Genomic DNA, 22,373 nt, shown 5'->3' with positions numbered 1-22,373 from the left:
CATCGGGAAGGCGCCGGTGAGCACCTGGGCGTGCGAGGCGCCCATCTCGTGGTGCGGGAAGGCCAGGTCGGAGCCGCCGCCCTGGACGTCGAAGCCCATGCCGAGGTGGTCCAGGGCGATGGCGACGCACTCGATGTGCCAGCCGGGCCGGCCGCGGCCCAGCGAGCCGCCGTCCCAGCTCGGCTCGCCCTCGCGGGCGGCCATCCACAGCATCGGGTCGAGGGGGTTCTTCTTGCCCGGCCGGTCCGGGTCGCCGCCGCGCTCGGCGGAGAGCAGCCGCATCGCCTCCGCGTCCAGGTTCGAGACCTGGCCGAAGTGCGGGTCGGACTCGACGGAGAAGTAGACGTCACCGTCCAGCTCGTAGGCGGCGCCTGCGTCACGGAGCCGCTCGACGAGCGGGACGATGCCCGGTATGGCCTCGACGGCGCCTATGTAGTGCTATCGGCGGGAGCATCCGCAGGGCGGTCATGTCCTCGCGGAACAGGGCGGTCTCCTGCTCGGCGAGGGCGCTCCAGTCGACGCCGTCGCGCACGGGCCGCTCCAGGAGGGGGTCGTCGACGTCCGTGACGTTCTGGACGTAGTGAACCTGCCGCTTGGTGTCGAGCCACACGCGCTGCACGAGGTCGAACGCGTTGTAGGTGGCCGCGTGCCCCATGTGGGTCGCGTCGTACGGCGTGATGCCGCAGACGTAGATACGGGCGACGGGACCGGGGTCGAGGGTGACCAGGCCGCCGGTCGCGGTGTCGTGGATCCTCAGGTCGCGGCCCTGACCAGGCAGGGCGGGGACCTCGGAAGCGGGCCAGGCATGCATGACACGAGCCTAACCGGACGGATGTTCCGTACACGAACCGGACGGCGGCAGGATGACCGGGAAGGCGTTCTTGCCGATTCCCGCAGGGTGTGCTGTCACACCGGGGGCCAGGGGATCGCGGGCCACTCGCCGCCCGGTTCCGGATGGGTGCCGGTGGCGAGCAGCGCCTCGACGCGGGCGCGGGTGGCCGCCGTCTCGGCGGGCGTGATCAGTTCGCCCAGCCGGGTGGCCAGGCTCCCGCCGTCCGCCAGCGCCTCCCGCAGCCCGCCGAGGACGGCCAGCGCCTCCTCGGTGAGCGGCTCCCCCGCCCAGCCCCACAGCAGGGTGCGCAGCTTGTCCTCGGCGTGGAAGGTCACGCCGTGGTCGATGCCGTACAGCCGGTCGCCGGCCGGCAGCAGGTGGCCGCCCTTGCGGTCGGCGTTGTTTGATCACCGCGTCCAGCACGGCGAGGCGGCGCAGCCGCGGGTCGTCGGCGTGCACCAGCAGCGCGGTCCGGCCGTCGCCGACCTCGGCGAGGCCGATCGCCTTCCAGCCTGGCTCGGGCTCCTCCGCGTCGACCAGGGCGAGCAGTTCCGCGTCCGGGGCCGCCTCGATCCACTGCTGGACCATGCCCTCGCCGTACGGCCCGTCGCGCAGCACGGTCACGGGCACCAGGCCCCAGCCGGTCGCCTCGGAGACCTTGTACGCGGCGACCTCGCGCTGGGCGAGGGTGCCGTCCGGGAAGTCCCACAGGGGCCGCTCGCCGGCCACCGGCTTGTAGACGCAGGCGGCCTCGCGGCCGTCGCGGGCGACCGTGCAGTACAGCGCCGCGTTGGAGGCGTCGCGGATGCGGCCCCGGACGGTCAGCTCACCCTCGGTCAGCAGCTCCGCGAGGGACCCGGCGGGCGGCTCGGGAGGCGTCACGCTCCGCGGCGGTATCCGTTCTGGCGCGGACATACGTGTCCTTCCGGGTCGAGGGGGAGGCTGCACAGCGGGCACGGCGGCCGCCCGGCGTTGACGACGTCGAGGGCGCGCTTGGCGAAGGCCCGGGCCTGCGCGCCGGTGAGCCGGACCCGCAGCATCGGGGGGCCGTTCTCCTCGTCCTGGAGAAGCTTCTCCTCCGCTTCGGCCAGGTCCTCCTCGGACTCGGCGTCCAGCTCCACCAGGGCCTGTGCCTCGACGATCATGCGCTGTTCGTCGCCGTCCCAGGCCAGGGCCATGGTGCCGACCCGGAACTCCTCCTCCACGGGGGCGTCCAGCGGGGCGGTGTCGGCGGGCTCGGCGGGCGCCACGGCGGGGACGGCGGCGCTGCCGCCGCTGCGGCGCACGACCTCGTCGAGCAGCTCGTCCATCCGTTCGGCGAGCGCGGCGACCTGCGTCTTCTCCAGGGCCACGCTGGTCACCCGGGGGGCCGGCGGTGGCCTGGAGGAAGAACGTACGGCGTCCGGGCAGTCCGACCGTGCCGGCCACGAAGCGGTCCGGCTGGTCGTAGAGGAACACCTGACGGGACACGTCCTGTCTCCATTGAGAGTCGGGGGTGGCTACTGCTGGGACGGCTTCACCCTACTGGGCCGACGATCACGGTGCGCCCGCGCCGCCCCCGACGGTCGCGTCGTCGCCGCGCGGCTCCTTCGGGGCGCCAGCGAGGAGAGGTCGCCGGTGTCGCCGAGGCGGACCAGGAAGGGCCGCAGCCGGGTGTAGCGGATCGCGGTGACGGAGCAGGGGGTCGACGTGGATGCGCTGGAAGAGGTCCAGGTGGAGGCCGAGCGCGTCCGCGACGAGGGACTTGATGATGTCGCCGTGGGAGCACATCAGGTACACGGCGTCCGGGCCGTGGTCGCGCTCCACGCGCGCGTTCCACTCGCGTACCGCCTCCGCCGCGCGGGTCTGCATGGCGCGCATCGACTCGCCGCCCGGGGAAGGCCGCGGCGGACGGGTGCGCCTGGACGACCTCCATCAGCGGCTCGTCCTTCAGCTCGGCGAGCTTGCGGCCGGACCAGTCGCCGTAGTGGCACTCGCCGATCCGCTCGTCGGTGTGGACGCGCAGCTCGGGCCGGGCGTCGAGGAGCGGCCGGATCGTCTCCTGGCAGCGTTGCAGGGGGCTGGCGACGACCTCGGCGATCGGCAGCGCGGCGAGCCGGGCGGGCAGGGCGGCGGCCTGGGCGGCACCGCGTTCGTCGAGGGCGACGCCGGGCGTCCAGCCGGCGAGCAGCCCCTCGGTGTTTGGCGGTGGAACGTCCGTGCCTGACCAGGATCAGCGTGGGCATGCGCCCAGGGTAGGCGTACAGCACCGGGCACCGGCGTCCGGGCGAGGGGAGAATGGGTTCGGTGATCGTCGACTGTGCCATCTACCGGGACGGACACCGCACCGAGGGCCCGGAGGACTTCTCCGACGCGCTGGATCAGGCGCGGTCCGCGGGCGGCTTCGTGTGGATCGGGCTGCACGAGCCCACCGAGGAGGAGTTCGAGCACGTCACCCAGGAGTTCGGGCTGCATCCGCTGGCCGTGGAGGACGCCCTGAAGGCGCACCAGCGGCCCAAGCTGGAGGTGTACGACGACTCGCTCTTCGTCGTCGTCAAGCCGGTGGTCTACGAGCCGGAGAGCGACACCGTCTCCTCCGGCGAGGTCATGATCTTCCTCGGGGACGCCTTCGTGGTGGTCGTCCGGCACGGTGAGGGGGCCGCGCTCAAGGCGGTGCGGCAGCGCCTGGAGCACGAACCCGAGCTGCTCGGCAAGGGCCCGACCTCGGTGCTGTACGCCATCACCGACGCCGCCGTGGACCACTACCTGGAGGTGGCCACCGAACTCCAGACCGACCTGGAGGAGCTGGAGGCGGAGGTGTTCTCCCCCGACAGCGGCGGTTCGCGGAACACGGCGTCGCGGATCTACACCTTCAAGCGGCAGGTCCTGGAGTTCCGCCGGGCCACCGGGCCACTGGCGGTGCCGCTGGCCCGGCTGGCGGGCACCGGCTCGTTCGGCGCGCCCGTGCCGTTCGTGAACGACCGCGCGCGCCCGTTCTTCCGGGACGTGCAGGACCACGTCACGCGCGTGAACGAGTCGGTCGAGGGCCTGGACCGTCTCGTCTCGGACATCCTCTCCGCGCACCTCGCGCAGATGAGCGTCCGGCAGAACGACGACATGCGGAAGATCTCCGCGTGGGCGGCCATGGCCGCGGTCCCCACGATGATCGCGGGGATCTACGGCATGAACTTCGAGCACATGCCGGAACTGCGCTGGGTGTGGGCGTACCCGGCGGTGATCGCGCTGATGGCCGTCCTGGAGGTGCTGCTGTACCGGATGTTCAAGCACCGGGGATGGCTCTAGGTGTGCTGTCGTCCGGATCAGGTCGCGGGGAATGGGCTGCGTCTTCCTCGCGCCGGTGAGCGGGGCCTGGTGCGTGCGGATGCGAGGCGGAGGAGGGAGTCGACGCGGAGCGTCGGCGAGTGACGACAACGCGGCAGGTGCGCGCACCAGGCCCCGTGTCCGCGGCGTGGCCCGAACGACAGGCCCTGGGGGGCCGGCCGCCCCGTCAGGCGGGTTCGGGGGCCGGGGCGGCCGGGCCGCCGAGGGCGTCGCGGCGTTCGGGCATCCGCAGGGTCACCATCCGGCGCCAGCCGCCGAGCCGCCTCGTAGGCGTACACCGCGCGGATGCCCGCGGCGAGCGCGGCGGACCGGGCCCGCGGCCAGCCGAGGAGGCGGCCCATGCGCGCCATCACGGCGAGGCTGACGTCCCGGTGGACGGCGATCTCGGCGAGCGCGCACGCCCGCAGGGTGCGCTGGATGAGCCGGCCGTGTCCGGCGGCGGCGAGGCGGAGCAGTTCCTCGTGGGAGTAGGCGAGGGTGGTTGTCCTCGTCGGCGGAGATCATCCGCACCGCCCGGCCGATGTCCGGGTGGTCGGCGAAGTACCGGCGGAGCAGGGCCATCTGCTCGGCCGCCCGCTGCTCGGGACCCTGCTGTGCGCGAGGTAGGTGACGAGGTCCGGCACGGTCCAGCGGCCGGTCGGCCCTGAGCCTGTCGTGGGCGAGGCCGATGCCGCGCCGCTCCAGGAGCGCGGTGTAGTCCGTCTCGGGGGGTACGGCGACGGGTTCTAGGCCGCGCTTCCTCAGCAGCGCCTGGAAGATGCGGCCGTGCTTGTCCTCGTCCGCGCCGTGCCGGGCGATCCTGGGGGCCAGGGCGCGCTCGCTCTCCGGTACGAGGGCGGCGATCCGTCCGTTCTCCCAGCCGCCCTGCGACTCCCCGCCGGCCCGCGATGGAGCAGAACAGCCGGAACGACTCGTCGTGGTCGAGGATCTCCTGGAACAGACTCTTGGCCGACAGCATGACCGGTCACCTCTCCGCCTCAGCAAGGTGCTGCGGAGAACGAGTCAAGTGCGGACCCCGGGGGACGGCAACAGGTGTGCCGGGCGACTGCGCCGAACGACGGACGGGGAGGGCCCGGAAGCGGGCGTAACCCCGTGCGCGCGGGCGCGTTGTTCCCCGTGACGGCCGTGGCGGGGAAGACCCCCGAGCCCCCACCACGGCCGTGGAACCTCTTCCCGGCCCTACGCCAGCCCGGCCCGCTCCAGGGCCTCGGTGCCGGCCCGCAGGGCGGCGATCCGCTCGTCCAGCGTGAAGCCGGCGGGGGCCAGGGTCAGGGTGGTGACGCCGGCCGCCGCGTAGGCCCGCATCCGGTCGGCGATGCGGTCCACCGAGCCGAGCAGGGTCGTCTTGTCGATCAGCTCGTGCGGTACCGCCGCGGGCGGCACCCTCCTTGTCGCCGGCCAGGTACTTGTCCTGGATCTCGGCGGCCTCCTTCTCGTACCCCATGCGCTGGGCGAGCCGGTTGTAGAAGTTCTGCTTCCGGCTGCCCATGCCGCCGACGTACAGCGCGGTGTACGGGCGGAAGGTGTCGGCGAGCGCGGCGAGGTCGCCGTCGTCGCCGAGGGCGAGCGGGACGGTCGGGCAGACGTCGAAGCCGTCGAGGGACTTGCCCGCCTTCTCGCGTCCGGCGCGCAGGGGGCGGATCGCGGTCTCCTCCAGGTGCTCGGCGGACGGGAAGATGAGCAGCGCGCCGTCGGCGATCTCGCCGGTCTGCTCCAGGTTCTTCGGGCCGATCGCGGCGATGTACAGCGGGATGTGCTCACGCTGGGGGTGGACCGTGAGCTTGATCGGCTTGCCGGGGCCGCCGGGCAGCGGCAGCGTCCAGTGCTCGCCTTCGTGGGCGAGGCGTTCGCGGGACATGGCCTTGCGGACGATCTCCACGTACTCGCGGGTCCGGGAGAGCGGCTTGTCGAACTTCACCCCGTACCAGCCCTCGGAGACCTGGGGGCCGGAGACGCCGAGGCCCAGGCGGAACCGGCCGCCGGAGAGGGAGTCGAGGGTGGCGGCGGTCATCGCGGTCATGGCCGGCTGGCGGGCCGGGATCTGGAAGATGGCCGAGCCGACGTCGATGCGCTCGGTCTGGGCGGCGACCCAGGTGAGCACGGTGGCGGCGTCGGAGCCGTACGCCTCCGCGGCCCAGCAAGACGGCGTAGCCGAGGCGGTCGGCCTCCTGGGCGACGGCCAGATTGTCCGCGTCCATCCCACCGCCCCAGTAGCCGAGGTTGATCCCGAGCTGCATGGCCGATCCCCTTACTGATCAGTAACGTCCCTGGTGGTCCGACCTTAGCGCGGGCGGTCCGGTTGTCCACAGGGCCCCACAGGGGAAGCCGTGGCCAGTAATCTCGGCGTCCATGGAGCAGAGGCATCTCGGCCGCACCGGCCTGCGCGTGTCCCGTATCGGTCTGGGCACCCTGACCTGGGGACGCGACACCGACGAGCACGACGCCGCGGAGTGCCTGAAGACCTTCTGGGAAGCGGGCGGCACGCTGGTCGACACGGCGGACGTGTACGGCGACGGGGAGGCCGAGTACCTGCTGGGGCGGCTCATGGAGGGCCTGGTGCCGCGCCGGGACCTGGTGATCTCGACCAAGGCCGGCAGCGTGCCCGACCCCGACCGGCGCTCCGACGGCTCGCGCGGCCATCTGCTCTCCGCGCTGGACGCCTCGCTCTCCCGGCTCGGCACCGAGTACGTCGACGTGTGGCACGTCCACGCCTACGACCCGTACACGCCGCTGGAGGAGACGCTGCACGCCCTGGACCTCGCGGTGAGCAGCGGACGCGCCCGTTACGCGGGGGTGTCCAACTTCTGCGGCTGGCAGCTCGCCAAGGCGGCGACCTGGCAGCTGGCGGCGCCGGGCGTGCGGAACCGGCTGGCGAGCACGCAGCTGGAGTACTCGCTGGTGCAGCGCGGGGTCGAGCGGGAGGTGCTGCCCGCCGCCCTCGACCTCGGCATCGGACTGCTGCCCTCCTCGCCGCTGGGGCGCGGCGTGCTCACCGGCAAGTACCGCACCGGGACGCCGTCCGACTCGCGCGGGGCGTCCGAGCACATGGCCCCCTTCGTCGCGCCCTACCTCGACGACGACGCCGCGCGCATCGTGGACGCGGTGGCCACGGCGGCGGACGGGCTCGCGGTGACCCCGCTCCAGGTCGCCCTCGCCTGGGTCCGGGACCGCCCCGGGGTGGCCGCGCCGATCGTGGGCGCGCGCAACGCACGGCAGCTCACGGCCGCGTTGTCAGTGGAGGCGCTTAGTCTTCCTGACGAGATCTGCCGGGCGCTGGACGACGTGTCGGAGCCCGTGCACCGCTATCCCGATCACGACTGGAGCACGCTGTGAGCACGGAGCCCGGGCCGAGCCCGCCGAGAACCCCGCGGACGTCGCGGAGGCCGGGGACGGTACGGAGGCGGAGACCGCGGACGGCACGGGGACCGGGGACGCCACGTCGGCGGACGGGGCGGAGGCGCCGGCGGACGGGGCGGAGGCGCCGGCGGACGGGACCTCGGAAGCCGAGGCCACGGGCGGCGCCGAGGGTCCCGGGGACGGTACGGAGGCGGGCGCCGTGACGCCGGGCGGCGTGGTGGCCGGCGGAAACTCGGAAGCCGAGGCCGCGGACGGCTCAGGGGCCGGGGACGGCACGGGGGCCGGGGACGGCACGGGGGCCGGGGACGCCACGCCGGCGGACGGGGCGGAGGCCGCCGGCGGACGAGACCTCGGAAGCCGAGGCCACGGGCGTCGGCCGAGGGTCCCGGGGGACGGTACGGAGGCGGGCGCCGTGACGCCGGGCGGCGTGGTGGCCGACGGAAACTCGGAAGCCGAGGCGGGGGCCGGGCGGCGGAGGCGGGCGGTGCGGAGGGCGCAGGGGGCAAGCAGTTGTCCCGAGGCCGAGGCCGAGCTGGCCGCGCAGCGGCTGGAGCGGGAGCGGATCGAGCGGCGCAAGGCGGAGCGGAAGGGGCCGGTCACCGCCGGGGCGAAGCTCAGCGGCACCGCGGGCCGACCTGCTCGCCGCGGTCCGGGCCGTGGAGAGCGGCGCCAAGCCGGTGGCGACGGTCTTCGCCGACCCGGAGCCCGCCCCCCGCCGCCCCGCCCCCGAGCCCGGACCGGTCCGCCGGGACGTGCCGGTGCCCGGACGGGCCCCCGGTGCGGCCCCGGCACCCGCCCCGGAGAGCGTGCAGGCCGTGCGGCGGGTACTGGCCCGGGGCGGCGCCCCCGAGACGCTCGCCCCGGCCGTCGCCGCGGCGCTGGGCGAGGGCGCCGACGAGGTGCTGGGGGCCGACCCCTGGCAGTTGCTGCGGGTGCCCGGGGTGCGGCCGGAGCAGGCCGACGGCTTCGCGCGGGCGCTGCTCGGCGCCGACTGCCGCCCGGACGACGGAGCGCCGGGGGCGGGCCGTCACCGGCTGGCTCCTGGAGCAGGCGGCGCTGGCCGGGCACACCGCCCCTGGAGCTGCCGAGGCTCACGGCGACGCTCGCCCAGCGCGGCGTGCCGGACCCGGACGCCGCCGTGCGGAGCACCCTCGCCGAGGGCGAGGCCCTGGCCTTCAGGACGCCCTGGAGGAGCCCGGCGCGCCCGCGCCCCGGGCGGCCCGGGGCGCGGAGGACGGCGAGGACGAGGCCGAGGAGGAGCGGCCCGTCCGGGTGCTGATCGGCCTGGAGCGGTACGCGCTCGCCGAGGAGAGCCTGGCCGACGGCCTGGCCCGGCTGGCCGGGTCGGTGCCGAAGCAGGACGGTTCCCCGGAGGACTGGGAGCGGGCCGCGGCCTCGGCGCGGGGGTCGGCCGCCGAGCTGGTCCGCGCCGTCGCGGAACACGGCCTGGTGCTGCACACCGGCGGGGAGGCGGCCCTGGCGGAGCCCGCCGCCCTGCTGCGCGCCGCGCGCGGGCTGGGCCTGCGCGCCTGGGCCTGCGCGCCCGGACCGCTCGGCCGGCTCCGCTTCGCCGCCCTGTGCGCCACACCGGTGAGGATGCCCCCGGAGCGGCGGCCCCCGCCGGTCGCCACCGTCGCGGGGTTGCTCGCCGGGGCCGAGGGGCCCGGCCGGGACCCGGAGGGCGCGCTCGACCTGGACCTGCTCGTCGTGGTGGACGCGCCGCAGCTGGACGTGGAGGCGGCGGCCCTGCTGACCGAGTCCCTGCCGGACGGGGCGCGGCTGGTGCTGTCCGGCGACCCGGCGGTGCTGTGGTCGGCAGGACCCGGACGGTCTTCGCCGATCTGCTGGCGGCCCGGAGTCTGCCCGCAGAATCGCCTCCCGGCGACCGGACCCGGCCCGCTGGGCGAGCTGGTCTCCGGCATCGGCGCCGGCGAGCTGACCCAGGTCGAGGCGCCGGGCAAGGAGATCGTGAATCGTGCCGGTGCGGGAGCCGGGCGAGGCCGTGCACCGCACCGTGCAGCTGGTCTCGGACTCGGTGCCCCGGGCGTTCGGCGTGCCCGCCGAGGAGACCCGGGTGATCACGCCAGGGGGCACGGTGGCCCCGGCCGGCACCCGGAGCTCAACGCGGCGCTCAAGGAGCGGCTCAAACCCGGGGCCGGGCCGCTTCGGCGGGCTTCGACCCGGCGACCTGGTCGTCACCTCCCCCGTGCCGGGCCGTAGCTGCCGGGCGGGTGACGGGGGCCGACCGCGGAGGGGCTGCGCCTTCCTGCGCGGACGGACCGCGGTCGTCGTCCCGAGGGACCAGGTGGAGAGCCGGTCCGGCACGGCTGGGCGCTGACCGCGCACCAGGCGGCCGGCGGCCGGTGGCCCGCGGTGGTCGTGGTCCTGCCCGGTGACGCGGCGCAGACGCTCAGCCGGCCCTGGGTGTACACGGCGTTCGGCCGGGCGGAGCGCCATCTGTCCGTCGTCCACGGCGTGACCAGGCGCTGCCCCGGGCCGTGGCCGAGGTCCCGGGCCAAGCCGCGGACGACACGTCTGCCGGTCCTGCTCGCCCCGCAGGCCCCGGCGGAGGACTGAAGGGGGGAGCCGCTACGACGACGGCGGTGGCAGCCCGAGGAGGTTTCCCGGGGCCACCGCCGTCGTCGTAGCGGCTCCCCCCTTCAGTCCTCCGCCGGGGCCTGCGGGGCGAGCAGGACCGGCAGACGTGTCGTCCGCGGCTTGCCCGGGACCTCGGCCACGGCCCGGGGCAGCGCCTGGGTCCACGCCGTGGACGACGGACAGATGGCGCTCCGCCCGGCCGAACGCCGTGTACACCCAGGGCCGGCTGAGCGTCTGCGCCGCGTCACCGGGCAGGACCACGACCACCGCGGGCCACCGGCCGCCGGCCGCCTGGTGCGCGGTCAGCGCCCAGCCGTGCCGGACCCGGCTCTCCACCTGGTCCCTCGGGACGACGACCGCGGTCCCGTCCGCGCAGGACAGGCGCAGCCCCTCCGCGTCGGCCCCCGTCACCCGGCCCGGCAGCGTACGGCCCGGCACGGGGAGTGGACGACCAGGTCGCCCGGGTCGAAGCCGCCGAAGCGGCCCGGCCCCGGGTTGAGCCGCTCCTTGAGCGCCGCGTTGAGCGCCCGGGTGCCGGCCGGGCCACCGTGCCCCGGCGTGATCACCCGGGTCTCCTCGGCGGGCACGCCGAACGCCCGGGGCACCGAGTCCGAGACCAGCTGCACGGTGCGGTGCACGGCCTCGCCCGGCTCCCGCACCGGCACGATCACGATCTCCTTGCCCGGCGCCTCGACCTGGGTCAGCTCGCCGGCGCCGATGCCGGAGACCAGCTCGCCCAGCGGGCCGGGGTCCGGTCGCCGGGAGGCGATCTGCGGGCAGATCCGGGCCGCCAGCAGATCGGCGAAGACCCGTCCGGGTCCTGCCGACCACAGCACCGCCGGGTCGCCGGACAGCACCAGCCGCGCCCCGTCCGGCAGGGACTCGGTCAGCAGGGCCGCCGCCTCCACGTCCAGCTGCGGCGCGTCCACCACGACGAGCAGGTCCAGGTCGAGCGCGCCCTCCGGGTCCCGGCCGGGCCCCTCGGCCCCGGCGAGCAACCCCGCGACGGTGGCGACCGGCGGGGCCGCCGCTCCGGGGGCATCCTCACCGGGTGCGCACAGGGCGGCGAAGCGGAGCCGGCCGAGCGGTCCGGGCGCGCAGGCCCAGGCGCGCAGGCCCAGCCCGCGCGCGGCGCGCAGCAGGGCGGCGGGCTCCGCCAGGGCCGCCTCCCCGCCGGTGTGCAGCACCAGGCCGTGTTCCGCGACGGCGCGGACCAGCTCGGCGGCCGACCCCCGCGCCGAGGCCGCGGCCCGCTCCCAGTCCTCCGGGGAACCGTCCTGCTTCGGCACCGACCCGGCCAGCCGGGCCAGGCCGTCGGCCAGGCTCTCCTCGGCGAGCGCGTACCGCTCCAGGCCGATCAGCACCCGGACGGGCCGCTCCTCCTCGGCCTCGTCCTCGCCGTCCTCCGCGCCCCGGGCCGCCCGGGGCGCGGGCGCGCCGGGCTCCTCCAGGGCGTCCTGGAAGGCCAGGGCCTCGCCCTCGGCGAGGGTGCTCCGCACGGCGGCGTCCGGGTCCGGCACGCCGCGCTGGGCGAGCGTCGCCGTGAGCCTCGGCAGCTCCAGGGCGGTGTGCCCGGCCAGCGCCGCCTGCTCCAGGAGCCAGCCGGTGACGGCCCGCCCCCGGCGCTCGTCGTCCGGGCGGCAGTCGGCGCCGAGCAGCGCCCGCGCGAAGCCGTCGGCCTGCTCCGGCCGCACCCCGGGCACCCGCAGCAACTGCCAGGGGTCGGCCCCCAGCACCTCGTCGGCGCCCTCGCCCAGCGCCGCGGCGACGGCCGGGGCGAGCGTCTCGGGGGCGCCGCCCCGGGCCAGTACCCGCCGCACGGCCTGCACGCTCTCCGGGGCGGGTGCCGGGGCCGCACCGGGGGCCCGTCCGGGCACCGGCACGTCCCGGCGGACCGGTCCGGGCTCGGGGGCGGGGCGGCGGGGGGCGGGCTCCGGGTCGGCGAAGACCGTCGCCACCGGCTTGGCGCCGCTCTCCACGGCCCGGACCGCGGCGAGCAGGTCGGCCGCGGTGCCGCTGAGCTTCGCCCCGGCGGTGACCGGCCCCTTCCGCTCCGCCTTGCGCCGCTCGATCCGCTCCCGCTCCAGCCGCTGCGCGGCCAGCTCGGCCTCGGCCTCGGACAACTGCTTGCCCCCGGCGCCCTCCGCACCGCCCGCCTCCGCCGCCCCGGCCCCCGCCTCGGCTTCCGAGTTTCCGTCGGCCACCACGCCGCCCGGCGTCACGGCGCCCGCCTCCGTACCGTCCCCGGGACCCTCGGCGCCGCCCGTGGCCTCGGCTTCCGAGGTCTCGTCCGCCGGCGCCTCCGCCCCGTCCGCCGGCGTGGCGTCCCCGGCCCCCGTGCCGTCCCCGGCCCCCGTGCCGTCCCCGGCCCCTGAGCCGTCCGCGGCCTCGGCTTCCGAGTTTCCGCCGGCCACCACGCCGCCCGGCGTCACGGCGCCCGCCTCCGTACCGTCCCCGGGACCCTCGGCGCCGCCCGTGGCCTCGGCTTCCGAGGTCCCGTCCGCCGGCGCCTCCGCCCCGTCCGCCGGCGCCTCCGCCCCGTCCGCCGACGTGGCGTCCCCGGTCCCCGTGCCGTCCGCGGTCTCCGCCTCCGTACCGTCCCCGGCCTCCGCGACGTCCGCGGGGTTCTCGGCGGGCTCGGGCCCGGGCTCCGTGCTCACAGCGTGCTCCAGTCGTGATCGGGATAGCGGTGCACGGGCTCCGACACGTCGTCCAGCGCCCGGCAGATCTCGTCAGGAAGACTAAGCGCCTCCACTGACAACGCGGCCGTGAGCTGCCGTGCGTTGCGCGCGCCCACGATCGGCGCGGCCACCCCGGGGCGGTCCCGGACCCAGGCGAGGGCGACCTGGAGCGGGGTCACCGCGAGCCCGTCCGCCGCCGTGGCCACCGCGTCCACGATGCGCGCGGCGTCGTCGTCGAGGTAGGGCGCGACGAAGGGGGCCATGTGCTCGGACGCCCCGCGCGAGTCGGACGGCGTCCCGGTGCGGTACTTGCCGGTGAGCACGCCGCGCCCCAGCGGCGAGGAGGGCAGCAGTCCGATGCCGAGGTCGAGGGCGGCGGGCAGCACCTCCCGCTCGACCCCGCGCTGCACCAGCGAGTACTCCAGCTGCGTGCTCGCCAGCCGGTTCCGCACGCCCGGCGCCGCCAGCTGCCAGGTCGCCGCCTTGGCGAGCTGCCAGCCGCAGAAGTTGGACACCCCCGCGTAACGGGCGCGTCCGCTGCTCACCGCGAGGTCCAGGGCGTGCAGCGTCTCCTCCAGCGGCGTGTACGGGTCGTAGGCGTGGACGTGCCACACGTCGACGTACTCGGTGCCGAGCCGGGAGAGCGAGGCGTCCAGCGCGGAGAGCAGATGGCCGCGCGAGCCGTCGGAGCGCCGGTCGGGGTCGGGCACGCTGCCGGCCTTGGTCGAGATCACCAGGTCCCGGCGCGGCACCAGGCCCTCCATGAGCCGCCCCAGCAGGTACTCGGCCTCCCCGTCGCCGTACACGTCCGCCGTGTCGACCAGCGTGCCGCCCGCTTCCCAGAAGGTCTTCAGGCACTCCGCGGCGTCGTGCTCGTCGGTGTCGCGTCCCCAGGTCAGGGTGCCCAGACCGATACGGGACACGCGCAGGCCGGTGCGGCCGAGATGCCTCTGCTCCATGGACGCCGAGATTACTGGCCACGGCTTCCCCTGTGGGGCCCTGTGGACAACCGGACCGCCCGCGCTAAGGTCGGACCACCAGGGACGTTACTGATCAGTAAGGGGATCGGCCATGCAGCTCGGGATCAACCTCGGCTACTGGGGCGGTGGGATGGACGCGGACAATCTGGCCGTCGCCCAGGAGGCCGACCGCCTCGGCTACGCCGTCTGCTGGGCCGCGGAGGCGTACGGCTCCGACGCCGCCACCGTGCTCACCTGGGTCGCCGCCCAGACCGAGCGCATCGACGTCGGCTCGGCCATCTTCCAGATCCCGGCCCGCCAGCCGGCCATGACCGCGATGACCGCCGCCACCCTCGACTCCCTCTCCGGCGGCCGGTTCCGCCTGGGCCTCGGCGTCTCCGGCCCCCAGGTCTCCGAGGGCTGGTACGGGGTGAAGTTCGACAAGCCGCTCTCCCGGACCCGCGAGTACGTGGAGATCGTCCGCAAGGCCATGTCCCGCGAACGCCTCGCCCACGAAGGCGAGCACTGGACGCTGCCGCTGCCCGGCGGCCCCGGCAAGCCGATCAAGCTCACGGTCCACCCCCAGCGTGAGCACATCCCGCTGTACATCGCCGCGATCGGCCCGAAGAACCTGGAGCAGACCGGCGAGATCGCCGACGGCGCGCTGCTCATCTTCCCGTCCGCCGAGCACCTGGAGGAGACCGCGATCCGCCCCCTGCGCGCCGGACGCGAGAAGGCGGGCAAGTCCCTCGACGGCTTCGACGTCTGCCCGACCGTCCCGCTCGCCCTCGGCGACGACGGCGACCTCGCCGCGCTCGCCGACACCTTCCGCCCGTACACCGCGCTGTACGTCGGCGGCATGGGCAGCCGGAAGCAGAACTTCTACAACCGGCTCGCCCAGCGCATGGGGTACGAGAAGGAGGCCGCCGAGATCCAGGACAAGTACCTGGCCGGCGACAAGGAGGGTGCCGCCGCGGCGGTACCGCACGAGCTGATCGACAAGACGACCCTGCTCGGCTCGGTGGACCGCATCGCCGACCGGATGCGGGCCTACGCGGCGGCCGGCGTCACCACCCTGACCCTGGCCCCCGCCGGCTTCACGCTGGACGAGCGGATCGCCGCCCTGCGGGCCGGCACCGAGGCCCTGGAGCGGGCCGGGCTGGCGTAGGGCCGGGAAGAGGTTCCACGGCCGTGGTGGGGGCTCGGGGGTCTTCCCCGCCACGGCCGTCACGGGGAACAACGCGCCCGCGCGCACGGGGTTACGCCCGCTTCCGGGCCCTCCCCGTCCGTCGTTCGGCGCAGTCGCCCGGCACACCTGTTGCCGTCCCCCGGGGTCCGCACTTGACTCGTTCTCCGCAGCACCTTGCTGAGGCGGAGAGGTGACCGGTCATGCTGTCGGCCAAGAGTCTGTTCCAGGAGATCCTCGACCACGACGAGTCGTTCCGGCTGTTCTGCTCCATCGCGGCCGGCGGGGAGTCGCAGGGCGGCTGGGAGAACGGACGGATCGCCGCCCTCGTACCGGAGAGCGAGCGCGCCCTGGCCCCCAGGATCGCCCGGCACGGCGCGGACGAGGACAAGCACGGCCGCATCTTCCAGGCGCTGCTGAGGAAGCGCGGCCTAGAACCCGTCGCCGTACCCCCCGAGACGGACTACACCGCGCTCCTGGAGCGGCGCGGCATCGGCCTCGCCCACGACAGGCTCAGGGCCGACCGGCCGCTGACCGTGCCGGACCTCGTCACCTACCTCGCGCACAGCAGGGTCACCGAGCAGCGGGCGGCCGAGCAGATGGCCCTGCTCCGCCGGTACTTCGCCGACCACCCGGACATCGGCCGGGCGGTGCGGATGATCTCCGCCGACGAGGACAACCACCTCGCCTACTCCCACGAGGAACTGCTCCGCCTCGCCGCCGCCGGACACGGCCGGCTCATCCAGCGCACCCTGCGGGCGTGCGCGCTCGCCGAGATCGCCGTCCACCGGGACGTCAGCCTCGCCGTGATGGCGCGCATGGGCCGCCTCCTCGGCTGGCCGCGGGCCCGGTCCGCCGCGCTCGCCGCGGGCATCCGCGCGGTGTACGCCTACGAGCGGCTCGGCGGCTGGCGCCGGATGGTGACCCTGCGGATGCCCGAACGCCGCGACGCCCTCGGCGGCCCGGCCGCCCCGGCCCCCGAACCCGCCTGACGGGGCGGCCGGCCCCCCAGGGCCTGTCGTTCGGGCCACGCCGCGGACACGGGGCCTGGTGCGCGCACCTGCCGCGTTGTCGTCACTCGCCGACGCTCCGCGTCGACTCCCTCCTCCGCCTCGCATCCGCACGCACCAGGCCCCGCTCACCGGCGCGAGGAAGACGCAGCCCATTCCCCGCGACCTGATCCGGACGACAGCACACCTAGAGCCATCCCCGGTGCTTGAACATCCGGTACAGCAGCACCTCCAGGACGGCCATCAGCGCGATCACCGCCGGGTACGCCCACACCCAGCGCAGTTCCGGCATGTGCTCGAAGTTCATGCCGTAGATCCCCGCGATCATCGTGGGGACCGCGGCCATGGCCGCCCACGCGGAGATCTTCCGCATGTCGTCGTTCTGCCGGACGCTCATCTGCGCGAGGTGCGCGGAGAGGATGTCCGAGACGAGGACGGTCCAGGCCCTCGACCGACTCGTTCACGCGCGTGACGTGGTCCTGCACGTCCCGGAAGAACGGGCGCGCGCGGTCGTTCACGAACGGCACGGGCGCGCCGAACGAGCCGGTGCCCGCCAGCCGGGCCAGCGCACCGCCAGTGGCCCGGTGGCCCGGCGGAACTCCAGGACCTGCCGCTTGAAGGTGTAGATCCGCGACGCCGTGTTCCGCGAACCGCCGCTGTCGGGGGAGAACACCTCCGCCTCCAGCTCCTCCAGGTCGGTCTGGAGTTCGGTGGCCACCTCCAGGTAGTGGTCCACGGCGGCGTCGGTGATGGCGTACAGCACCGAGGTCGGGCCCTTGCCGAGCAGCTCGGGTTCGTGCTCCAGGCGCTGCCGCACCGCCTTGAGCGCGGCCCCCTCACCGTGCCGGACGACCACCACGAAGGCGTCCCCGAGGAAGATCATGACCTCGCCGGAGGAGACGGTGTTCGCTCTCCGGCTCGTAGACCACCGGCTTGACGACGACGAAGAGCGAGTCGTCGTACACCTCCAGCTTGGGCCGCTGGTGCGCCTTCAGGGCGTCCTCCACGGCCAGCGGATGCAGCCCGAACTCCTGGGTGGACGTGCTCGAACTCCTCCTCGGTGGGCTCGTGCAGCCCGATCCACACGAAGCCGCCCGCGGACCGCGCCTGATCCAGCGCGTCGGAGAAGTCCTCCGGGCCCTCGGTGCGGTGTCCGTCCCGGTAGATGGCACAGTCGACGATCACCGAACCCATTCTCCCCTCGCCCGGACGCCGGTGCCCGGTGCTGTACGCCTACCCTGGGCGCATGCCCACGCTGATCCTGGTCAGGCACGGACGTTCCACCGCCAACACCGAGGGGCTGCTCGCCGGCTGGACGCCCGGCGTCGCCCTCGACGAACGCGGTGCCGCCCAGGCCGCCGCCCTGCCCGCCCGGCTCGCCGCGCTGCCGATCGCCGAGGTCGTCGCCAGCCCCCTGCAACGCTGCCAGGAGACGATCCGGCCGCTCCTCGACGCCCGGCCCAGCGCGCTCGGCCGATCCGCTCGTCGGTGTGGACGCGCAGCTCGGGCCGGGCGTCGAGGAGCGGCCGGATCGTCTCCTGGCAGCGTTGCAGGGGGCTGGCGACGACCTCGGCGATCGGCAGCGCGGCGAGCCGGGCGGGCAGGGCGGCGGCCTGGGCGGCACCGCGTTCGTCGAGGGCGACGCCGGGCGTCCAGCCGGCGAGCAGCCCCTCGGTGTTGGCGGTGGAACGTCCGTGCCTGACCAGGATCAGCGTGGGCATGCGCCCAGGGTAGGCGTACAGCACCGGGCACCGGCGTCCGGGCGAGGGGAGAATGGGTTCGGTGATCGTCGACTGTGCCATCTACCGGGACGGACACCGCACCGAGGGCCCGGAGGACTTCTCCGACGCGCTGGATCAGGCGCGGTCCGCGGGCGGCTTCGTGTGGATCGGGCTGCACGAGCCCACCGAGGAGGAGTTCGAGCACGTCACCCAGGAGTTCGGGCTGCATCCGCTGGCCGTGGAGGACGCCCTGAAGGCGCACCAGCGGCCCAAGCTGGAGGTGTACGACGACTCGCTCTTCGTCGTCGTCAAGCCGGTGGTCTACGAGCCGGAGAGCGACACCGTCTCCTCCGGCGAGGTCATGATCTTCCTCGGGGACGCCTTCGTGGTGGTCGTCCGGCACGGTGAGGGGGCCGCGCTCAAGGCGGTGCGGCAGCGCCTGGAGCACGAACCCGAGCTGCTCGGCAAGGGCCCGACCTCGGTGCTGTACGCCATCACCGACGCCGCCGTGGACCACTACCTGGAGGTGGCCACCGAACTCCAGACCGACCTGGAGGAGCTGGAGGCGGAGGTGTTCTCCCCCGACAGCGGCGGTTCGCGGAACACGGCGTCGCGGATCTACACCTTCAAGCGGCAGGTCCTGGAGTTCCGCCGGGCCACCGGGCCACTGGCGGTGCCGCTGGCCCGGCTGGCGGGCACCGGCTCGTTCGGCGCGCCCGTGCCGTTCGTGAACGACCGCGCGCGCCCGTTCTTCCGGGACGTGCAGGACCACGTCACGCGCGTGAACGAGTCGGTCGAGGGCCTGGACCGTCTCGTCTCGGACATCCTCTCCGCGCACCTCGCGCAGATGAGCGTCCGGCAGAACGACGACATGCGGAAGATCTCCGCGTGGGCGGCCATGGCCGCGGTCCCCACGATGATCGCGGGGATCTACGGCATGAACTTCGAGCACATGCCGGAACTGCGCTGGGTGTGGGCGTACCCGGCGGTGATCGCGCTGATGGCCGTCCTGGAGGTGCTGCTGTACCGGATGTTCAAGCACCGGGGATGGCTCTAGGTGTGCTGTCGTCCGGATCAGGTCGCGGGGAATGGGCTGCGTCTTCCTCGCGCCGGTGAGCGGGGCCTGGTGCGTGCGGATGCGAGGCGGAGGAGGGAGTCGACGCGGAGCGTCGGCGAGTGACGACAACGCGGCAGGTGCGCGCACCAGGCCCCGTGTCCGCGGCGTGGCCCGAACGACAGGCCCTGGGGGGCCGGCCGCCCCGTCAGGCGGGTTCGGGGGCCGGGGCGGCCGGGCCGCCGAGGGCGTCGCGGCGTTCGGGCATCCGCAGGGTCACCATCCGGCGCCAGCCGCCGAGCCGCTCGTAGGCGTACACCGCGCGGATGCCCGCGGCGAGCGCGGCGGACCGGGCCCGCGGCCAGCCGAGGAGGCGGCCCATGCGCGCCATCACGGCGAGGCTGACGTCCCGGTGGACGGCGATCTCGGCGAGCGCGCACGCCCGCAGGGTGCGCTGGATGAGCCGGCCGTGTCCGGCGGCGGCGAGGCGGAGCAGTTCCTCGTGGGAGTAGGCGAGGTGGTTGTCCTCGTCGGCGGAGATCATCCGCACCGCCCGGCCGATGTCCGGGTGGTCGGCGAAGTACCGGCGGAGCAGGGCCATCTGCTCGGCCGCCCGCTGCTCGGTGACCCTGCTGTGCGCGAGGTAGGTGACGAGGTCCGGCACGGTCAGCGGCCGGTCGGCCCTGAGCCTGTCGTGGGCGAGGCCGATGCCGCGCCGCTCCAGGAGCGCGGTGTAGTCCGTCTCGGGGGGTACGGCGACGGGTTCTAGGCCGCGCTTCCTCAGCAGCGCCTGGAAGATGCGGCCGTGCTTGTCCTCGTCCGCGCCGTGCCGGGCGATCCTGGGGGCCAGGGCGCGCTCGCTCTCCGGTACGAGGGCGGCGATCCGTCCGTTCTCCCAGCCGCCCTGCGACTCCCCGCCGGCCGCGATGGAGCAGAACAGCCGGAACGACTCGTCGTGGTCGAGGATCTCCTGGAACAGACTCTTGGCCGACAGCATGACCGGTCACCTCTCCGCCTCAGCAAGGTGCTGCGGAGAACGAGTCAAGTGCGGACCCCGGGGGACGGCAACAGGTGTGCCGGGCGACTGCGCCGAACGACGGACGGGGAGGGCCCGGAAGCGGGCGTAACCCCGTGCGCGCGGGCGCGTTGTTCCCCGTGACGGCCGTGGCGGGGAAGACCCCCGAGCCCCCACCACGGCCGTGGAACCTCTTCCCGGCCCTACGCCAGCCCGGCCCGCTCCAGGGCCTCGGTGCCGGCCCGCAGGGCGGCGATCCGCTCGTCCAGCGTGAAGCCGGCGGGGGCCAGGGTCAGGGTGGTGACGCCGGCCGCCGCGTAGGCCCGCATCCGGTCGGCGATGCGGTCCACCGAGCCGAGCAGGGTCGTCTTGTCGATCAGCTCGTGCGGTACCGCCGCGGCGGCACCCTCCTTGTCGCCGGCCAGGTACTTGTCCTGGATCTCGGCGGCCTCCTTCTCGTACCCCATGCGCTGGGCGAGCCGGTTGTAGAAGTTCTGCTTCCGGCTGCCCATGCCGCCGACGTACAGCGCGGTGTACGGGCGGAAGGTGTCGGCGAGCGCGGCGAGGTCGCCGTCGTCGCCGAGGGCGAGCGGGACGGTCGGGCAGACGTCGAAGCCGTCGAGGGACTTGCCCGCCTTCTCGCGTCCGGCGCGCAGGGGGCGGATCGCGGTCTCCTCCAGGTGCTCGGCGGACGGGAAGATGAGCAGCGCGCCGTCGGCGATCTCGCCGGTCTGCTCCAGGTTCTTCGGGCCGATCGCGGCGATGTACAGCGGGATGTGCTCACGCTGGGGTGGACCGTGAGCTTGTCGGCTTGCCGGGGCCCGCCGGGCAGCGGCAGCGTCCAGTTGCTCGCCTTCGTGGGCGAGGCGTTCGCGGGACATGGGCCTTGCGGACGATCTCCACGTACTCGCGGGTCCGGGAGAGCGGCTTGTCGAACTTCACCCCGTACCAGCCCTCGGAGACCTGGGGGCCGGAGACGCCGAGGCCCAGGCGGAACCGGCCGCCGGAGAGGGAGTCGAGGGTGGCGGCGGTCATCGCGGTCATGGCCGGCTGGCGGGCCGGGATCTGGAAGATGGCCGAGCCGACGTCGATGCGCTCGGTCTGGGCGGCGACCCAGGTGAGCACGGTGGCGGCGTCGGAGCCGTACGCCTCCGCGGCCCAGCAGACGGCGTAGCCGAGGCGGTCGGCCTCCTGGGCGACGGCCAGATTGTCCGCGTCCATCCCACCGCCCCAGTAGCCGAGGTTGATCCCGAGCTGCATGGCCGATCCCCTTACTGATCAGTAACGTCCCTGGTGGTCCGACCTTAGCGCGGGCGGTCCGGTTGTCCACAGGGCCCCACAGGGGAAGCCGTGGCCAGTAATCTCGGCGTCCATGGAGCAGAGGCATCTCGGCCGCACCGGCCTGCGCGTGTCCCGTATCGGTCTGGGCACCCTGACCTGGGGACGCGACACCGACGAGCACGACGCCGCGGAGTGCCTGAAGACCTTCTGGGAAGCGGGCGGCACGCTGGTCGACACGGCGGACGTGTACGGCGACGGGGAGGCCGAGTACCTGCTGGGGCGGCTCATGGAGGGCCTGGTGCCGCGCCGGGACCTGGTGATCTCGACCAAGGCCGGCAGCGTGCCCGACCCCGACCGGCGCTCCGACGGCTCGCGCGGCCATCTGCTCTCCGCGCTGGACGCCTCGCTCTCCCGGCTCGGCACCGAGTACGTCGACGTGTGGCACGTCCACGCCTACGACCCGTACACGCCGCTGGAGGAGACGCTGCACGCCCTGGACCTCGCGGTGAGCAGCGGACGCGCCCGTTACGCGGGGGTGTCCAACTTCTGCGGCTGGCAGCTCGCCAAGGCGGCGACCTGGCAGCTGGCGGCGCCGGGCGTGCGGAACCGGCTGGCGAGCACGCAGCTGGAGTACTCGCTGGTGCAGCGCGGGGTCGAGCGGGAGGTGCTGCCCGCCGCCCTCGACCTCGGCATCGGACTGCTGCCCTCCTCGCCGCTGGGGCGCGGCGTGCTCACCGGCAAGTACCGCACCGGGACGCCGTCCGACTCGCGCGGGGCGTCCGAGCACATGGCCCCCTTCGTCGCGCCCTACCTCGACGACGACGCCGCGCGCATCGTGGACGCGGTGGCCACGGCGGCGGACGGGCTCGCGGTGACCCCGCTCCAGGTCGCCCTCGCCTGGGTCCGGGACCGCCCCGGGGTGGCCGCGCCGATCGTGGGCGCGCGCAACGCACGGCAGCTCACGGCCGCGTTGTCAGTGGAGGCGCTTAGTCTTCCTGACGAGATCTGCCGGGCGCTGGACGACGTGTCGGAGCCCGTGCACCGCTATCCCGATCACGACTGGAGCACGCTGTGAGCACGGAGCCCGGGCCCGAGCCCGCCGAGAACCCCGCGGACGTCGCGGAGGCCGGGGACGGTACGGAGGCGGAGACCGCGGACGGCACGGGGACCGGGGACGCCACGTCGGCGGACGGGGCGGAGGCGCCGGCGGACGGGGCGGAGGCGCCGGCGGACGGGACCTCGGAAGCCGAGGCCACGGGCGGCGCCGAGGGTCCCGGGGACGGTACGGAGGCGGGCGCCGTGACGCCGGGCGGCGTGGGTGGCCGGCGGACGGGCGGAAGCGCGGCACGGCCGGGGGC

At 74.8% G+C, this 22,373-nt stretch carries 10 protein-coding genes and 12 pseudogenes; 9 read left to right on the top strand and 13 right to left on the bottom strand.

The annotated features are described in order from the left end of the window. The 4 pseudogenes from Sdagh_RS07170 to Sdagh_RS07155 all read right to left on the bottom strand — a co-directional run. Positions 1-811, bottom strand: a pseudogene (locus Sdagh_RS07170) (cysteine--1-D-myo-inosityl 2-amino-2-deoxy-alpha-D-glucopyranoside ligase); the annotation flags it as partial. 95 nt (positions 812-906) lie between these two features. Beyond that, positions 907-1,747: pseudogene (locus tag Sdagh_RS07165) on the bottom strand (SCO1664 family protein). Further along, positions 1,711-2,302: pseudogene (locus tag Sdagh_RS07160) on the bottom strand (DUF3090 domain-containing protein). Before Sdagh_RS07160 ends, Sdagh_RS07165 begins: the two co-directional pseudogenes overlap by 37 nt. Before the next feature lie 66 nt (positions 2,303-2,368). Then, positions 2,369-3,057 (bottom strand): annotated as a pseudogene (locus Sdagh_RS07155) (histidine phosphatase family protein). Positions 3,058-3,118: 61 nt separating this feature from the next. Between Sdagh_RS07155 and corA (Sdagh_RS07150) the strand changes: the two are divergent. Beyond that, complete coding sequence (corA, locus tag Sdagh_RS07150) at positions 3,119-4,114, top strand: magnesium/cobalt transporter CorA (RefSeq protein WP_189418629.1); 996 nt, start codon at positions 3,119-3,121, stop codon at positions 4,112-4,114. Between the two features lie 205 nt (positions 4,115-4,319). Here corA (Sdagh_RS07150) and Sdagh_RS07145 read toward each other — a convergent pair. Together Sdagh_RS07145 and Sdagh_RS07140 are read right to left on the bottom strand one after the other, a co-directional pair. Then, positions 4,320-5,111: pseudogene (locus tag Sdagh_RS07145) on the bottom strand (ferritin-like domain-containing protein). 221 nt (positions 5,112-5,332) lie between these two features. After that, positions 5,333-6,390 (bottom strand): annotated as a pseudogene (locus Sdagh_RS07140) (LLM class F420-dependent oxidoreductase). A gap of 112 nt (positions 6,391-6,502) precedes the next feature. On the opposite strand from Sdagh_RS07140, the gene Sdagh_RS07135 reads away from it, so the two are divergent. Then, entirely contained in the window at positions 6,503-7,486 is a 984-nt protein-coding gene (locus Sdagh_RS07135; RefSeq protein ID WP_189418620.1) for an aldo/keto reductase, read from the top strand. Between the two features lie 436 nt (positions 7,487-7,922). Next, positions 7,923-10,087: pseudogene (locus tag Sdagh_RS07130) on the top strand (helix-hairpin-helix domain-containing protein). Between the two features lie 83 nt (positions 10,088-10,170). On the opposite strand, the pseudogene Sdagh_RS07125 reads toward Sdagh_RS07130, so the two are convergent. Both Sdagh_RS07125 and Sdagh_RS07120 read right to left on the bottom strand, forming a co-directional pair. After that, positions 10,171-12,540, bottom strand: a pseudogene (locus tag Sdagh_RS07125) (helix-hairpin-helix domain-containing protein). A 224-nt stretch (positions 12,541-12,764) separates the two neighbouring features. After that, positions 12,765-13,748: an aldo/keto reductase gene (locus tag Sdagh_RS07120; RefSeq protein WP_189418620.1), complete on the bottom strand. Its 984-nt coding sequence runs from the start codon at positions 13,746-13,748 to the stop codon at positions 12,765-12,767. Between the two features lie 112 nt (positions 13,749-13,860). Here Sdagh_RS07120 and Sdagh_RS07115 point away from each other — a divergent pair, with 112 nt between their 5' ends. Both Sdagh_RS07115 and Sdagh_RS07110 read left to right on the top strand, forming a co-directional pair. Continuing rightward, a complete protein-coding gene (locus Sdagh_RS07115; RefSeq protein WP_190009720.1) occupies positions 13,861-14,916 on the top strand; it encodes an LLM class F420-dependent oxidoreductase in 1,056 nt (351 codons plus the stop codon). Positions 14,917-15,137: 221 nt separating this feature from the next. After that, on the top strand, positions 15,138-15,926 hold the full coding sequence (locus Sdagh_RS07110) for a ferritin-like domain-containing protein (protein ID WP_190009722.1): 789 nt from the start codon (positions 15,138-15,140) through the stop codon (positions 15,924-15,926). A 205-nt stretch (positions 15,927-16,131) separates the two neighbouring features. Here the strand turns inward: Sdagh_RS07110 and Sdagh_RS07105 are convergent. Further along, positions 16,132-16,827 (bottom strand): annotated as a pseudogene (locus tag Sdagh_RS07105) (magnesium and cobalt transport protein CorA). Between the two features lie 363 nt (positions 16,828-17,190). Here Sdagh_RS07105 and Sdagh_RS07100 point away from each other — a divergent pair. Continuing rightward, positions 17,191-17,410 (top strand): annotated as a pseudogene (locus tag Sdagh_RS07100) (histidine phosphatase family protein); the annotation flags it as partial. A gap of 2 nt (positions 17,411-17,412) precedes the next feature. On the opposite strand, the pseudogene Sdagh_RS07095 reads toward Sdagh_RS07100, so the two are convergent. Beyond that, positions 17,413-17,665: pseudogene (locus tag Sdagh_RS07095) on the bottom strand (histidine phosphatase family protein); the annotation flags it as partial. 61 nt (positions 17,666-17,726) lie between these two features. Here Sdagh_RS07095 and corA (Sdagh_RS07090) point away from each other — a divergent pair. Further along, the gene (gene corA / locus Sdagh_RS07090) at positions 17,727-18,722 is read left to right on the top strand and encodes a magnesium/cobalt transporter CorA (RefSeq protein ID WP_189418629.1); all 996 of its coding nucleotides are present in this window, start codon (positions 17,727-17,729) and stop codon (positions 18,720-18,722) included. 205 nt (positions 18,723-18,927) lie between these two features. Here corA (Sdagh_RS07090) and Sdagh_RS07085 read toward each other — a convergent pair whose 3' ends face one another. From Sdagh_RS07085 to Sdagh_RS36430, 3 genes are all read right to left on the bottom strand, one after another. Then, complete coding sequence (locus Sdagh_RS07085) at positions 18,928-19,716, bottom strand: ferritin-like domain-containing protein (RefSeq protein ID WP_190009722.1); 789 nt, start codon at positions 19,714-19,716, stop codon at positions 18,928-18,930. Positions 19,717-19,937: 221 nt separating this feature from the next. Then, entirely contained in the window at positions 19,938-20,615 is a 678-nt protein-coding gene (locus Sdagh_RS07080) for an LLM class flavin-dependent oxidoreductase (protein WP_264201183.1), read from the bottom strand. Next, a complete protein-coding gene (locus tag Sdagh_RS36430; RefSeq protein WP_264201182.1) occupies positions 20,515-20,994 on the bottom strand; it encodes an LLM class flavin-dependent oxidoreductase in 480 nt (159 codons plus the stop codon). The genes Sdagh_RS07080 and Sdagh_RS36430 overlap by 101 nt, the downstream gene beginning before the upstream one ends. Positions 20,995-21,106: 112 nt before the next feature. Between Sdagh_RS36430 and Sdagh_RS07075 the strand changes: the two genes are divergently transcribed. Together Sdagh_RS07075 and Sdagh_RS07070 are read left to right on the top strand one after the other, a co-directional pair. Beyond that, positions 21,107-22,090 (top strand): aldo/keto reductase, encoded by a 984-nt coding sequence (locus Sdagh_RS07075; RefSeq protein WP_189418620.1) that lies wholly within the window; start codon positions 21,107-21,109, stop codon positions 22,088-22,090. Continuing rightward, a pseudogene (locus Sdagh_RS07070) lies at positions 22,087-22,373 on the top strand (hypothetical protein); the annotation flags it as partial. The gene Sdagh_RS07075 and the pseudogene Sdagh_RS07070, both read left to right, overlap by 4 nt.

Source organism: Streptomyces daghestanicus (assembly GCF_020521275.1).
Lineage (GTDB): Bacteria > Actinomycetota > Actinomycetes > Streptomycetales > Streptomycetaceae > Streptomyces > Streptomyces griseoviridis.
Note: the sequence above shows the minus strand (reverse complement) of the source record. Positions and strands in the feature narration are given on the sequence as shown.